Genomic DNA, 15,231 nt, shown 5'->3' on the forward strand with positions numbered 1-15,231 from the left:
CGAAGACTCCTGCGGGATGAAAAGCCTAGGTGAGACCCCGCTGTGCGTCAGCACGAGGAGGCTCAGCAGCGCCCGCGGAAAGCGTAGTGTATTTCCGTAGCGGTGTTATCTACTATTCTTTTATATCGACTGTAAAATTATGGCTGAAATTACCCGAAAAGAGCTTTAGGAAAGATTACTTCTAGTAAACAAATTCTTCTTATAACCTTCAAATACTAACTTCTCAATAACATAAAGGGGAGAATAAGAGATGAGCCAAGGATGGAATGATCGTGTACCACCACATAATATGGAAGCTGAGCAGTCTGTTATCGGTGCAATATTTTTAGAGGCGGAAGCTTTTACTACCGCTTCAGAAGTTCTTGTTGCCGAAGATTTTTACAGGGCTAGTCATCAACGAATTTTTGCTGCTATGATGAAGCTATCCGACCGCGGAGAGCCAATTGACGTAGTAACGGTTACTTCCTATTTAAATGATGTAAAGCAGTTAGATGAAGCGGGAGGGGTTGGGTATCTTACCCAGCTAGCAGAAAGTGTACCTACCGCTGCAAATATAGAGTATTATTGTAGAATCGTAGAAGAGAAAGCCTTGCTTCGCCGTTTGATACGCACAGCTACAGATATTGTTACAGCTGGATTTGAGCGAGAAGATGAAGTAGAAGATGTATTAAATGATGCAGAGAAAGGTATTTTAGAAGTTTCAGGACAGAAAAATTCTGGAACATTTAAGTCGATTAAGGATGTTTTGATGAATGTTTACGATAATATCGAACAGCTTCATCAACAAAAGGGAGATGTAACGGGGGTACCTACAGGGTTCCGTGATTTGGACAAAATTACATCTGGTTTTCAACCAAATGATTTAATCATCATCGCTGCCCGTCCATCGGTGGGGAAAACGGCCTTTGCCTTAAATATAGCACAGAGTGTTGCTGTTAATACGGATACAAATGTTGCTATATTCAGTCTGGAAATGGGCGCCGAGCAGCTTGTGCAACGTATGCTTTGTGCAGAAGGGAATATAGATGCGCAACGCCTGCGAAATGGAATGCTTGAAACGGAGGACTGGAGCCGTTTAACCATGGCAATGGGATCCCTATCTAATGCCGGTATTTATATCGATGATACGCCAGGGGTACGAGTTAGTGAAATCCGCTCTAAATGCCGCCGCTTGAAGCAGGAACATGGTTTAGGTATGATTCTTATTGATTATTTGCAGTTGATTCAAGGAAGCGGTAATTCTCGTGAAAACCGTCAGCAGGAAGTTTCTGAGATTTCCCGTTCCTTAAAAGCATTAGCAAGAGAATTACAGGTGCCACTTATTGCTTTATCACAGCTTTCCCGTGGAGTAGAATCACGCCAAGATAAGCGACCAATGATGTCTGACATCCGTGAATCAGGAAGTATCGAGCAGGACGCTGATATTGTAGGTTTCCTATACCGTGATGATTACTATGATAAAGAAACAGAAAACCAAAATATCATCGAAATCATCATAGCAAAACAACGTAACGGTCCAACAGGTACAGTCGAACTAGCATTTGTAAAAGAATATAATAAGTTCGTAGATTTAGACCACCGTTATCAAGATAGTGATGTTCCGCCTCCTGTTCCGGTGTAATAAATAATGATGGCTTAAAACGTTATTTCAATTTGAAATAGCGTTTTTTTAATACTGGATATTTATTCTAAAAAGGGGCTTACTTACTGAGCAAGAGAAAGAACATAGTAAAAAGATTGCTCATACAGGTGATAAGTGACCAAACAAGAGCAAAAACCAACAAAAATGTTGCTCATACAGGTGATGAGTGGCCAAACAAGAGAAGAAATCAACAAAAAGGTCGTTCATACAGGTGATGAGAGACCAAACAAGAGGAAAAACTAACAAAAATGTTGCTCATACAGGTGATGAGTGACCAAACAAGAGGAAGAACCAACAAAAAGGTCGTTCATACAGGTGATGAGTGACCAAACAAGAGAAAGAACCAACAAAAAGGTCGTTCATACAGGTGATGAGTGACCAAACAAGAGAAGAAATCAACAAAAAGGTCGTTCATACAGGTGATGAGTAGTAACCAAACAAGAGGAAGAACCAACAAAAAGGTCGCTCATACAAGCTATGAGCGACCTTTTTGTTGATAAGAGCTGTAGTTGTTCGTAGTAATTCTTAGATACCGCTACAGATAGAATACTAGCAGCAAGTACATTATTCTAGATAGACTTCCTAACATGTTACCGATCAAAAATCACTCTTGTGTCGGCAATTAGGTCATGAATTCCTTCTTTTTCTGAGGTGAATCCAACAACTAGATAAAGAACAATACAGATGAAAAATACGCGATGTAAAAATCTCCCTACGACTTCGCGGAAAATGACATTTCCCCATTCAAGGGATTCTCCATCGGTTCTAATTACTTTTAGTCCAAAAATCATTTTCCCTAACGTTTGCTGAAAATACTTTGTCATCAATACAAAATATAAGTAGAATACAAGGGTACTAAGGATGCCAGTCACAGTCCATAAGCCTATTTTATATGTGGCCATATCGCCAAATAAATGGAAGGGACTGAGAATAAGCCCATTAATGCTAAAGACAATAATTAAATCTGCTAAATATGCCCAGAAACGCATCCAGAACCCAGCATATTTTTTATTATTATTCTCGCTGATTGCAACCGGGGCTGTTAAAGAAGTGTCTTCGCTCATTTTATTCCCTCCTTACTCTGAGTATAAGTACATGGCTCGTGGAGATTTTGATTGCTGTAACATTTCGACCATTCCGTCTAGGTCAGATCCTGAACCAAAGACATTTTGGAATTGGACCCCTAAGAATTGATTAATCCCAAATCCTTGAGTATATTCGACAATCTGTGGGTTATTTAATTCAAAGTCAGTTTCCATCATGTCAATCGTGTCATCGAGTGTTCCGAGCTCATCCACTAATCCTAACTCTTGTGCTTGTGCGCCAGTATAGACTCGACCATCCCCTATTTCACGCACCGTACTTTCTTCCATTTCTCTTCCGTCCGCAATCACTTGTACAAAGTTCCCATATAATTCATCAATCATGGCTTGCAAAATGGAATGTTCTTCTTCTGTCATATTTCGATAAGGCGACATGATATCCTTAAATTCTCCACTCTTAATCGTATTCACATCAACTCCAATTTGGTCTGCAAGCTCTGAAAAATTATAGCTTTGCATGATTACACCAATGGACCCAGTAAGTGTCGAAGGATGTGCGATGACCTTATCTGCTGGAGCAGCGATATAATAACCACCAGATGCAGCCGTATTACCCATCGATACGTAGACTGGCTTTTCATTCTCCTGTTGGACTTCTATGATCTTATCGTGAATCTCATCACTTTCAACTACTCCGCCACCAGGTGAATTGACTCGAACAATAATTCCAGCTACAGAAGGATCCTTTCCTGCTTCATCAATCATTTCAAGAAAAGCATTATGATTGTAACCAGAGGTATTGAATGCACCAGTCATAGTATCTTGAATAACTCCGTTTAATCGTAATACTACAATTTTTTCTGCCCCCGAACCTGTCTCTAATACTTTTTCATTGAATTTCCCATTTCCTAAGTTTACTACCTCTTCCAAGTTGGCCATTCGAAATGCTGTTGTTGCTTGAAATCCAAGTGACACAAATAATAAAACAACGGCAATAACGAGCGCTATCCAGCGTTTTTTACTCATGCTTCAGTACACTCCCTTTTTAAGATAACTTTCGCTACTACTACTGTAACCGATTTAAAAACAAATTTAAATTAATTAATAAATAGCTTATAAATATTTAAAAGTTATCCTAGATTTCCGATTGCCTGTATCTAATAGAATACCGAACAATATTATATCTGTTATTAAAAAATATCCGTGTAGAGGGTCTTGAATAACCAGCCCATTTTCTTATATCATAGGATTGTTAGGCAGGATTTACAGGATACTGTAGCGAAATAATGGAAAGAAAGACAGAATGGTGAATTTGCGATAAAATAGATAAAGGCGATTAAAAAAATAATATTAGATAACATAAATAAAAAGCAATGGTGAAAAGGAAGTGACATGACTTGAGTCAAAAAATATTAGTAGTGGATGACGAACAACCGATTGCAGATATATTAAAATTCAACTTAGAAAAAGAAGGCTATGAGGTCATTTGTGCATATGACGGAGATGAAGCCGTAAAATTAGCAGAAAATGAAAAGCCGGATTTGATCTTATTAGATATAATGCTACCAAATCGAGATGGAAATGAAGTACTTCGAGAAGTAAGAAAAACCCAAAGCATGCCTGTTATTATGCTAACAGCAAAAGATTCTGAAATAGACAAGGTTTTAGGATTAGAGCTTGGGGCCGATGATTACGTAACAAAACCATTTAGTAATCGTGAATTAATTGCAAGGGTTAAAGCAAACCTTCGCAGACAGCAGGTTCCAGATGAGCCGGTTAAGGAAACTAAGGATATTGTCATTGGGAATTTAACCATCCATCCAGATGCCTATGTCGTATCAAGAGATGGGGTTCAAATCGAATTAACACATCGTGAGTTTGAGCTCCTTCATTACCTGGCCCGTCATATAGGACAAGTAATGACACGTGAACATTTACTAGAAACCGTTTGGGGATATGATTATTTTGGTGATGTCAGAACGGTGGATGTTACTGTCAGGAGATTAAGAGAGAAGATTGAAGAGAATCCGAGCAGCCCGACTTGGATTGTGACAAGACGGGGTGTTGGGTATTATTTACGTAACCCTGAACAGGAGTAGTTTTTCATGAAAAAAGTTGGTTTTTTCCGTTCCATTCAACTAAAGTTCAGCATCATTTATATTCTCCTATTGCTATTAGCAATGCAGGTGATTGGTTCTTTTTTTATGACAGAATTACGAAAAGAATTGGAAGAGAATTTTACAAAGTCAATTACCGATCGAATGGAACTGCTTAGTTATAATTTAGAGCAAGCATTTAATAGAGATGATACAGTTGATGATAATGAGGGCCTCTCCTTGGAGGAAGAAGTCCAGCAAATTGTTAATGAAATTAATATTAATAATGCAGAAACGAGTATTCAGGTGATTAGCAATCAAGGTAAGATTCTTGGAACAAATGATCCTGACAAATTAGGTGAGGTGGGAAATCGAACAGCTAATTTAATCGTTGAAAATGCCTTGAATGTTAACTCATTTGAACCAAAACCAATGATTGATAAAAAAACAGGAGAGCGAATTTATGTTCAGGCCGTTCCATTGTATGATGACACTGGAGAATCTTTAGTCGGTGTTATTTATGTCGAGGCACTTATTCAGAGTGTTTATGATCAATTGGCAGAAATCAATCAGATCTTTATTAGAGGTTCTATTCTAGCCATTAGTGTCTCTGCTATTATTGGAATACTCGTAGCGAGAACGATAACGAAGCCAATTAAAGAAATGCGCAAACAAGCTTTAACCATGGCAAAAGGTGATTTTACGCAAAAGGTAAATATATATGGCAAAGATGAAATCGGCCAGCTTGCAGAATCGTTTAATGACTTAAATGGCCGTTTGAAGCATTCATATGCCACCATCGAGGAGGAGCGAAGGAAACTAAGCTCTGTTCTATCCAATATGTCAGATGGAGTTATTGCCGTCGACAATGTTGGATCCATTACCTTGATGAACGAGGCTGCTGGGAGATTAATGAAACAAAATCCGGACGATTTAATCGGAGACATGATTATTGATGTTCTTCAATTAGAAGATCGCATTGTGGATATTACTGAGCTTCAGGACAGTGGCTCGATTATTATCGATTTTAGTGAAGATGATGAGCCATTTTTATTGCGGGCTAATTTTTCTACTGTATCTGATGACGAAGAAGAAATTACAGGATTTATAGCTGTTCTAAGTGATGTAACCGAGCAAGAAAGAGTCGAACAGGAACGACGTGATTTTGTCTCCAATGTTTCACATGAACTGCGAACCCCGCTTACAACAATGAAAAGTTATTTAGAGGCGTTATCTGATGGGGCATGGCAGGATAAAGAAATTGCACCTAAGTTCTTAAGTGTTACACAGAATGAGACAGATCGGATGATTCGAATGGTTAATGATTTACTGCAGTTATCCAAGATGGATTCAGATGAATACCCACTTATGAAGGAGCGGACGGAGTTTATTTCTTTCTTCCATCACGTGATAGATAGACTTGAAATGAACATACCAGAGCATATTGCATTTATTAGAGATTTGCCAAAGCGCGGTGGGTACTATGTCTGGATAGATAAGGATAAAATAACACAGGTGTTGGATAATATTATATCTAATGCCATTAAGTACTCACCAGAAGGTGGACAAATTCGGTTGAAGGTGGAAAATAAACGTCATTATCTTTTAATTAGTGTGCAGGACCAAGGAATTGGAATTGCTTATGATAAATTGGAAAAAATCTTTGAACGTTTCTATCGGGCCGATAGAGCAAGAACTAGAAAGCTTGGTGGTACAGGGTTAGGTCTTGCAATTACAAAGGAACTAATAGAAGTACACCACGGCAAGATATGGGCGAAAAGTAAAGAAGGTAAAGGGACAACCATTTCCTTTACGCTTCCGCTGATGAATCAGAAGCGGAGGGAAAGAAAATGAAGCTAGAAACAGTTAAATCCATCATATTAGTTTTATTAATTATTATCAGCTTTGTTCTTGCTTTTGGAATATGGACCTATCAGCCAACAAATAACAAAGATCTCTTAAGCAGCAACAATTCCCGGGAAAGTTTAGATATTGGTGGAACAGAAGAGTCGAAACGAACATTAATTAAGCCGACAAATATTATCTTTCATCAAGGGGCTTCTCATTATGGTTTTAATAACATGGGAGATCAGGAGGACTTATATCGAGAAATAGGACAGTGGGCCATGCATAGCTTTTCTGCTGAGGAGATAAATGGCTACTCTAATCCTCATTATGATGTGGAAATTATTTTTCCCGTTTCTCTCCCGATGGAAATTGTACCCAGTCTATTTACAGTGAAAAATGAACTGGAGGAATGGCCAAACTGGTCATTTCAACGTATGTATATTACGTTTGATTCCGTTAATAAAACGTTATTGGTTTCCTTTCCGTCCATCGATGGGAGGAATCTTGGAACAGCTGTCATTAACGATTTAGAATACTATGAATCCCTATTGACCTATATGGAAGAAAACGAACAATTAACAGAGTATGTGATATGGAACGAGGAACAATCAAATAAATATATACCAAAAGAGCCGATTGTGTTGGGTCGAAATACACATATCTCAACCAAGTTTGAAGATTCCCTAGTGCTTGTTAACATTCTATTTAACGATCCATCAATCGTGAATCAATCTTCTTCTCCATTCCGAGGGTTATCTTATTTTTCCGATAGCAGCCAGCTGCGTATCGTCCAGGATGGTACTAGAATGGAGTTTGTCAGTCCAACTTCTGATGATACTTCCGGAGTATCCACGGTTTCTTCCATTTCTTTATTAAACCGCAGTGTGGAAGATATCAATGGCCATAATGGCTGGACAGGTAATTACAATTTAGTTGAAATAGATAATAGCCAAAACTTAGTTCGTTACCAAATGAATTATCAAGGCTATCCAGTATTTAGCTCTGGAGATCTGAATATGATTGAGCAACGATGGAATAATCAGCAAAGACTTATCGAATATAGTCGTCCATTAGTATACGTTAGTGACCCGTACCGATATGATCATTCAGAGGTGGAGCTTCCATCTGCTGAAGAACTAATGGACGAGCTAGCGAAAAATAAAGATAAGAATAATAATAATCCTAAATTGGAAGAAGTGGTAGATATCCAAATAGGATATAAGTTAACATATAATGATGTAGAAGAATTGCTTATCTTTAATCCGGGCTGGTTTGTAAAAAATAAACAGGGTTCATGGAATCAAGTCAATTTTGGCTTTGTAGCAGAAGAACGTAAAGGAGGGAGCTAAAGGATGCAGTGGGGACATATAAAAACACTATTTATCCTTAGCTTTCTTATATTGAATATCTATCTGCTTATCCAATTTATGAATAAGCAAGAGGAAGCAGATATAGGTGTTTTGCAAAATCCAGAAACTACATTAGAAGAAAGGCTACAAGCAGAGAATATTTCCATTCCTAATTTAGATGAATTTAATGTGGAAGAAGGAACCTATATTTTATCTTCTAACAAGGTTTTTACAGAGGAAGAAGTTAAACAAATAAATCAATTAGAAAATCAAGTTACAACAGTCCTAAGTGGCAATCATTTGGTCGTATCCAGGTTTGAGGAACCAGTTTCCGTTTCTGAGAAGACAGATTCGGAAGGTTTGAATCAATTTGTACAAGCATCTGTACTTTATGGGGACCAATACACATTCTGGGAATGGAATAAGGAATTAAATGTGATTGTGTTCTTCCAAAAGTATGGGGAACGTCCTGTTTACTATAACGAAAATGGTATCTTACTGCTGTATCTAAACAATCGCAATGAAATTACTCATTATAGTCAAACTATGTTGACAGAGGCAGAGCCACAAGGGAATAGCCCTAAAAGTATCATTCAGCCATTACAAGCAATTGATCTGTTAGCAGATGAGGATCATGTATTGTCTAATGATAACATCTCAGAGGTCGAAATGGGATACTATTCAAGACTTGCTGGAATGGAGGAAGAGCAAATCTTTGCTCCAACCTGGAGGGTAACCGTAGATAATGAGAGAAACTATTTTGTCAATGCAATTGAAGGATTAACTTATTCGGATCATGATTTAACGTTTATTAAAGAAGTCATGGAAGGGGTTAAGACATCCATGCAGACCATAAGTGATGAGGAAGAGATCAAGGAACCGTTTATGGATATCCTTGATCAAAAGTTAGAGACAAATAAAACGGAGTGAAAAAAGAAAATGACATTACGCTTTAGTGTATTAGCATCTGGGAGTACAGGAAACGCGTTTTATATAGAGTCAGATCAGCAAAGGATATTGGTGGATGCTGGATTAAGTGGGAAAAAATTAGATAATCTGTTCGCAAAAATACATGTTAATCCAGCCAACCTGTCCGGTATATTGGTGACGCATGAACATAGTGATCATATTAAGGGATTAGGTATTTTTGCTCGCAAATATAATCTACCAATCTATGCAAATGAGAAGACATGGAAGGCAATGGACGGACAAATTGGGAAGCTGTCGATTGACCAGAAATTCCAATTTAATATGGGAGAGGTCAAAACCCTTGGAGACATTGATGTTGAATCATTTGGTGTGTCCCATGATGCAGCGGAGCCCATGTTTTATACTTTCCGAAAAAGTGATAAAAAGGTGGCTTTAGTAACCGATTTGGGCTATGTTTCGGATCGAATTAAGAAAACGGTAGAGGATGCGGATGCTTATATTTTTGAATCGAATCATGACGTTGAAATGCTCCGAATGGGAAGATATCCGTGGAGTGTCAAACGTCGTATCTTAGGTGATTCTGGCCACGTTTCGAATGAAGATTGTGGACTAGCCCTAGCAGACATCATAAGCAATCGAACGAAACGAATTTATTTAGCCCATTTAAGTCTCGACAATAACATGAAAGACTTAGCAAGAATGTCGGTAAAAAATGTGCTCACGGAAAGAGGAATAGAAATAGACTTGTTCGATACCGATCCGGAAGAACCAACAGCTTTATATGAAGTGATTTAAAATGTAAGAAATATATAAGCGGACGAATAATAGCAGAAGGAATTCAGTAGAATTCCTTCTGCTATTATTTTTGTTTTTATTCTTTAGAGAAGAAAACATCTTAAATATGCTATAGGACAGAGTAAGGAATAACACCCAAAAAATCCCATATGGAAAAATCCCTCTGCTCGAAGTATGATTTCATTCATTAATTTTATGAAGAAAGGTCATACTATCATAAAAATGATAGAGGATAAGGGGAATGAAAAATGGGTTATTATAATCAAAGACCAAATCAAAGAAAGCGTCGTTCATGGGCTATTCCCTTGATTGTTGTTTTTCTAGTTGGCATATTTCTTGTAGCAGAAGTAATTCCTAGTTTTAATGCCAATGGAACAGGTGATGACTCTAAAACGGTTCGAAATAATACTGCTGATTCTATTCATGGCGATAAAGCACAGATTATTAATACTTCCGTTAATGTGGATGTATCGACGCAAATTACAGAAGTGGTGGATGAGGTTACTCCTGCTGTAGTAGGTGTATCCAATATCCAACAGCAGACCAATTATTGGCATCAAGAAGAAGGCTATGAAGCGGGTACTGGATCTGGTGTCATTTATAAAATAGAAGATGGGACCGCTTTTGTTGTAACCAATCATCATGTGATCGCTGGAGCCGACACGGTGGAGGTTGTCTTATACAATGAACAAGCGGTTCCTGCTGAATTAGTTGGCAGCGATATATTTACGGATTTAGCCGTTTTAACGATGGATGCCAGCCAAGTTGAAAATGCAATCAGCATTGGCTCGTCAGATAATGTAAAGGTTGGTGAACCCGCCATAGCAATAGGAAGTCCGTTGGGACATATGTTTTCCAGCACGGTAACTCAGGGAGTAATAAGTGGAACTAACCGCACGATTCCTCAAGACTTTGATCAAGATGGCCGTGCAGATTGGCAAGCAGAAGTAATTCAAACAGATGCAGCAATCAATCCGGGAAACAGTGGTGGTGCATTAATTAATATTTATGGTCAGTTGATTGGTATTAATTCCATGAAAATTAATCAGGAATCTGTTGAAGGGATTGGTTTTTCTATTCCTATCGATTACGCTTTACCGGTGATAGCAGAGCTGGAAGCTACTGGAGAAATGAGCCGTCCTTATTTGGGATTAGAGATCTATTCATTGGAAGAAGTACCGAAGATCGAGTGGACCAATACTTTGCAGCTGCCGAGTGAAGTAACTGGCGGTGTATATGTATGGAGCGTAGAGCCTCTTTCCCCAGCAGATCAAGTAGGCTTTAAAAAATTGGATGTGATTACAGAGTTGGATGGTGTGCCGGTTATGAATATGATTGATCTTCGTAAGATTTTATATCAGGAGAAAAAAATAGGGGAAGAAGTAGGAATTACGTATTATCGAGATGGCAAACGGTATGAGACGTCATTGAAACTAGGGGCACAATAGGTTAATATCCACAAAAGTTATCAACAGCTGTTAATAAAGTTGTAGATAACCTCCATATATAGTATAGAAAGTATGTTCGCCAACTATATATCTGCGAACACTTGTGCATATGTTGATAACTTTGTGGATAAACCTGAAAACCTCCTAATTCTGATTAAGACAAGACTCTATTATTTCTCCAGATGATTAATAATAAAATAAGCATGACAATATCTAATCTAGCTTCAAAAGCAAAAGAAAGCAGGCCTCCATTCGAAAGGATAGGAAGTTTAGTAAGGAAGATCGCCCCAAGCATAATGAGAATAAGTGGAGGAGCAGCTTGTTTAATATACATTCTTGCTGTAATTAACATACCACAAGCAATCTCTATAAAAGCAATCAGAAATAAGGTGAGTTCAGGAAAAGGTAATCCTAGATTTGTAAAGATCGTTTTAAAATCACTAACAATTAATTTAATAATTCCAGAGGTAAGAAAAACAAAACCAATACTAAAACAAACCCAACGCTCCATTTGAGTATACATGAAATATGCCTCCAACTTCCTTAATATTTGTAAGTCCCTTACTTGAAGAATGATGAGTGAGGGATAGGCATCAGCAAAAGCTTGGTTAGTTCAGGGACTCCAGGCGATGCTTTTAATCAGTGGACAAAAAAGAAACCTCTATAGATTCACTTAATTATACATATGCAACAAAATGGACAACCTTGACAACTATCTGTAGGTTAACTGGCTGTAAGGCCCTTAATGAATAGAACTTCAGAAGAATAATAGTACATTAAGTAGGGAAGTGCTCCTTGTCGAACGCCCGGTTCGTTCTGTGGTCTGTGGGTCTCTACTTTTGGCACTAATCCAGTGTGGGATGAAGGAAAATCTCCACTTAGTAAAGTTCCACTTTATGCTTTGATAAAGATAAACAAAGTAAGTAACTTTCACTCCGGAAAATTCTAACCGAAAGATATCCACAAATTGTGTATAAACTGTTAGTATCTTTTAAAATTTTATAATAAGTGTAATTATTTGCAAAATTTGTCGATAAATACAATGATATTTATCATTTTTCGACAAGGAATTGTCGTTATTACCCGGGAAATGATTTATTAGCGAAAAACATGAATGTTTTATTTTTAAACTCTATCTTTCAACACTACCATCTATTTCTAAATTAAATCAGAAATGGAAAGAAGAAGGGAAATAATAAAAAGGGGGTTATCATTCCTATCTAAAAGCTAAATTGATTATAACCCTTATCTTTATCTATAAAGCTATAGTAATGATAAAAGGAGAATAAATTGCCATATGTAGTACATTCTAATAATTATAAAGGAGGTCGTGGATATGAATAAATGGATGGTAAGTTTAGGAATTGCTTTTATAACTCTTTTGATATATTCCCCTGTTTTTGGTCAGGAGCAAGATGTACCTTCCTATGCAAAATGGAGCAAGATTGCCATGCAGGAGGTAAAAGGAAAATATCCGAATGATAAAATCGTGGACTTTTTGCATATTGAAAGAGAAACAAAGGGAGAACAAACAACGGAGAAATTTAAACTGTGGTTAAGAGGTGAAGTAAAGGAATTTGGTGTTTTGGTTGATATAACGTTTAATACAGAAACAGAAGAAGTACAAACTATTACACTTAGGAAAACGGAAAGATAACCCTTGCAATACAAAAAATGCTTAGAATAATCTCCCATGTCAATGAATTCAAAGGGACCCTATTCTAAACATTATTGATCGGAGCTGTTCATATAACAGTCTTTCCTAATTTCCACTACAAATAGATCTGCTGATTCTTTATATTTATTTTGTCCATTCAGATTGAAGCATGCCATAAACAATATGATCAACATAGTGGTCATAAAGCCATTCTGCCTGTCTTATCTGTCCTTCTTTTGTAAATCCCAGTCTTTCTGGTATTGCTCTGCTTTTCTTATTTTCATATGCAGCCCGAATATCGACGCGATTTAATTGGAGATCTTGAAAGGCATAATCTATTAGAGCACGAACACTATTTGTCATGATACCTTTCCCTTGAAATTCGTCTGCTAACCAATAGCCAATATAAGCAACCTTATTCGACCAGTCAATCAAATTATAGCTTAAGGACCCCGCTAAGTTTCCTTGATAATAAACCCCTAGTGTCAGTCCCTTGTTTTCTTCATATAATTTTTGTACGTGTTGGATAAATTGAAGAGAATCTTCTATCTTCACCGTACTATCTACCCATGGTAACCATTCACGTAAATACAAGCGGGAACGGTCTGTTAATTGAAATAAGGATTCCGCATCCTCCTCTATTAATGGTTTAAGCACAATACGGTCATCTACTTCATATGGAAACAAATATACTCACCCTCTGCAAAATAAGTATCCTTACTATACCATGAACAGACAAAATCTATCGTTATTTTTTGTATATTTAATATTTATAAAAATATAATCTAGATAATAATCAAAGTCTACGAATGGCCAAAGCGGTAACAATGGATAGTATATTTGAGAAAAGGGGTGACTATAAATGTATCCGTTTAATAAAATGTACGTCTTTATTTTTGTCTTCCTCACTTCATTATTAATAAGTGCACTCATTATCCAGATAAACGATGAACCTTCTATCCATAAGACTGAGGACAAGACCGTAACCAGCATAGTGAATACTGAGGAAAATAAGACACTTTCTTTGGATGAACGAATGAGCCGGATTCTAAAGGATGAGCGATTGAATGGATCCTTAATGGGTATTAGCATTAGAAAGGCTGATACAGGTGAAGAGATTTACTCACACCAAGGTCAAATAAATCTGCACCCTGCTTCGAATATGAAAATATTAACAGCAGCTGCAGCACTTGAGATACTTGGAGAGGATTATCAGTTTAAAACAGAAATTCTAACAGATGGGAAAATCAAAGGTACCACTTTACAGGGAAATCTTTTTATAAAAGGAATGGGAGATCCAACGCTTTTAAAAAAGGACTTAGATACATTTGCAATGAAGTTAAAGCAAGAAGGAGTAGAACAAATTGAAGGAGATGTGATTGGAGATGACAGCTGGTATGATGATATTCGACTTTCCCAAGACTTAAATTGGTCTGACGAGCCATCTCATACAGGTGCTCAGGTTTCCGCGCTGACCTTATCGCCAAATGAAGATTATGATGCTGGAACAATCATAGTAGACGTATTTCCTGGGAATTCGATAGGTGAAAAAGCTCAAATTCATACCACTCCAGAAACAGATTATGTCAAGATCGTTAACAACGTAAAAATGGTAGATGCAAAAGGTGAGAAGGATATTACAATCCAACGCATGCATGGGACCAATTCCATTGTAGCAGAGGGAACGATGCCATTAGATGGTACTTCTGAGCGTGCTTGGTCTTCCATCTGGGAGCCCACTGGATATGTGGTAGATGTTTTTCATCAAGTATTAGAGGAGAATGGAATAAGGATAAAAGGAGATAAGAGAGTTGGTATAACACCGGATGCTGCAAAAATGTTAGCAGAGAAAGAGTCCATGCCATTAAGGGAACTGTTAATCCCATTTATGAAGCTGAGTAATAATGGTCACGGAGAAGTGCTTGTGAAAGAGATGGGAAGAGTCATTCATGGGGAAGGCAGCTGGGAGCATGGTATTAGTGTAATAGAGAAGACAATTATACAATTAGGGGCAAATCCGGAGACAATACAAATCCGGGATGGTTCAGGTATGTCTCATAAAAATTATATACCTGCCAGTGAACTAACAAAAATATTATATGAAGCTCAAAAGAGAGGATGGTTTCCATCTTTTGAAGCATCTCTTCCTGTTGCAGGAGCTTCAGAGAGAATGGTTGGGGGGACACTGCGCAATCGAATGGCCACAGGAACTGGGTTAGAACAGGTGAAAGCGAAAACAGGAACGTTATCAGGGGTTCTTACTTTATCTGGCTATGCTACGACTAAGGAAGGAGAAACACTTATCTTCTCCATTTTAAACAATAACTATCTTACAGATCAGTATGAGATTGCTGCTATTCAAGATGAAATTATTTCTGTCATTATCTCTTATCCGTAGAAATATTCCTGAGTTAAGGATTTTA

13 protein-coding genes are annotated in these 15,231 nt (G+C 37.6%); 9 read left to right on the top strand and 4 right to left on the bottom strand.

The features are described 5' to 3' along the window. The first annotated feature begins 250 nt into the window (after window positions 1-250). Window positions 251-1,621 carry a replicative DNA helicase gene (gene dnaB, locus D8M04_RS16950; protein WP_121524598.1) on the top strand — a complete coding sequence of 457 codons (1,371 nt, stop codon included), beginning with the start codon at window positions 251-253 and terminating at the stop codon, window positions 1,619-1,621. 611 nt (window positions 1,622-2,232) lie between these two features. Here the strand turns inward: dnaB and D8M04_RS16955 are convergent. Together D8M04_RS16955 and sppA are read right to left on the bottom strand one after the other, a co-directional pair. Continuing rightward, window positions 2,233-2,706, bottom strand: a complete 474-nt coding sequence (locus D8M04_RS16955; RefSeq protein WP_121524599.1) for an RDD family protein — start codon at window positions 2,704-2,706, stop codon at window positions 2,233-2,235. A gap of 12 nt (window positions 2,707-2,718) precedes the next feature. Beyond that, window positions 2,719-3,711 carry a signal peptide peptidase SppA gene (sppA, locus tag D8M04_RS16960; protein ID WP_121524600.1) on the bottom strand — a complete coding sequence of 331 codons (993 nt, stop codon included), beginning with the start codon at window positions 3,709-3,711 and terminating at the stop codon, window positions 2,719-2,721. 371 nt (window positions 3,712-4,082) lie between these two features. Here sppA and yycF point away from each other — a divergent pair, with 371 nt between their 5' ends. The 6 genes from yycF to D8M04_RS16990 all read left to right on the top strand — a co-directional run bounded on the left by yycF (window position 4,083) and on the right by D8M04_RS16990 (window position 11,151). Then, window positions 4,083-4,784 (top strand): response regulator YycF, encoded by a 702-nt coding sequence (yycF, locus tag D8M04_RS16965; protein WP_121524601.1) that lies wholly within the window; start codon window positions 4,083-4,085, stop codon window positions 4,782-4,784. 6 nt (window positions 4,785-4,790) lie between these two features. After that, complete coding sequence (gene walK / locus D8M04_RS16970) at window positions 4,791-6,635, top strand: cell wall metabolism sensor histidine kinase WalK (protein WP_121524602.1); 1,845 nt, start codon at window positions 4,791-4,793, stop codon at window positions 6,633-6,635. After that, window positions 6,632-7,978 carry a YycH family regulatory protein gene (locus tag D8M04_RS16975; RefSeq protein ID WP_121524603.1) on the top strand — a complete coding sequence of 449 codons (1,347 nt, stop codon included), beginning with the start codon at window positions 6,632-6,634 and terminating at the stop codon, window positions 7,976-7,978. Before walK ends, D8M04_RS16975 begins: the two co-directional genes overlap by 4 nt. A 3-nt stretch (window positions 7,979-7,981) precedes the next feature. Next, window positions 7,982-8,908: a two-component system regulatory protein YycI gene (locus D8M04_RS16980; RefSeq protein WP_121524604.1), complete on the top strand. Its 927-nt coding sequence runs from the start codon at window positions 7,982-7,984 to the stop codon at window positions 8,906-8,908. A 9-nt stretch (window positions 8,909-8,917) separates the two neighbouring features. Further along, window positions 8,918-9,703: an MBL fold metallo-hydrolase gene (locus D8M04_RS16985; protein WP_121524605.1), complete on the top strand. Its 786-nt coding sequence runs from the start codon at window positions 8,918-8,920 to the stop codon at window positions 9,701-9,703. A 248-nt stretch (window positions 9,704-9,951) separates the two neighbouring features. Beyond that, complete coding sequence (locus tag D8M04_RS16990; protein WP_121524606.1) at window positions 9,952-11,151, top strand: S1C family serine protease; 1,200 nt, start codon at window positions 9,952-9,954, stop codon at window positions 11,149-11,151. Window positions 11,152-11,305: 154 nt separating this feature from the next. Here D8M04_RS16990 and D8M04_RS16995 read toward each other — a convergent pair whose 3' ends face one another. Beyond that, window positions 11,306-11,674, bottom strand: a complete 369-nt coding sequence (locus D8M04_RS16995; protein ID WP_121524607.1) for a DoxX family protein — start codon at window positions 11,672-11,674, stop codon at window positions 11,306-11,308. A gap of 813 nt (window positions 11,675-12,487) precedes the next feature. On the opposite strand from D8M04_RS16995, the gene D8M04_RS17000 reads away from it, so the two are divergent. After that, on the top strand, window positions 12,488-12,808 hold the full coding sequence (locus D8M04_RS17000; protein WP_121524608.1) for a DUF3889 domain-containing protein: 321 nt from the start codon (window positions 12,488-12,490) through the stop codon (window positions 12,806-12,808). Between the two features lie 144 nt (window positions 12,809-12,952). On the opposite strand, the gene D8M04_RS17005 is transcribed toward D8M04_RS17000, so the two are convergent. After that, a complete protein-coding gene (locus tag D8M04_RS17005; protein ID WP_121524609.1) occupies window positions 12,953-13,495 on the bottom strand; it encodes a GNAT family N-acetyltransferase in 543 nt (180 codons plus the stop codon). Window positions 13,496-13,670: 175 nt separating this feature from the next. Here D8M04_RS17005 and dacB point away from each other — a divergent pair, with 175 nt between their 5' ends. Next, the gene (gene dacB / locus D8M04_RS17010) at window positions 13,671-15,206 is read left to right on the top strand and encodes a D-alanyl-D-alanine carboxypeptidase/D-alanyl-D-alanine endopeptidase (protein WP_246001313.1); all 1,536 of its coding nucleotides are present in this window, start codon (window positions 13,671-13,673) and stop codon (window positions 15,204-15,206) included. Window positions 15,207-15,231: the final 25 nt, after the last annotated feature.

This window comes from Oceanobacillus piezotolerans (assembly GCF_003665065.1).
Taxonomy (GTDB): Bacteria; Bacillota; Bacilli; order Bacillales; family Amphibacillaceae; genus Oceanobacillus; species Oceanobacillus piezotolerans.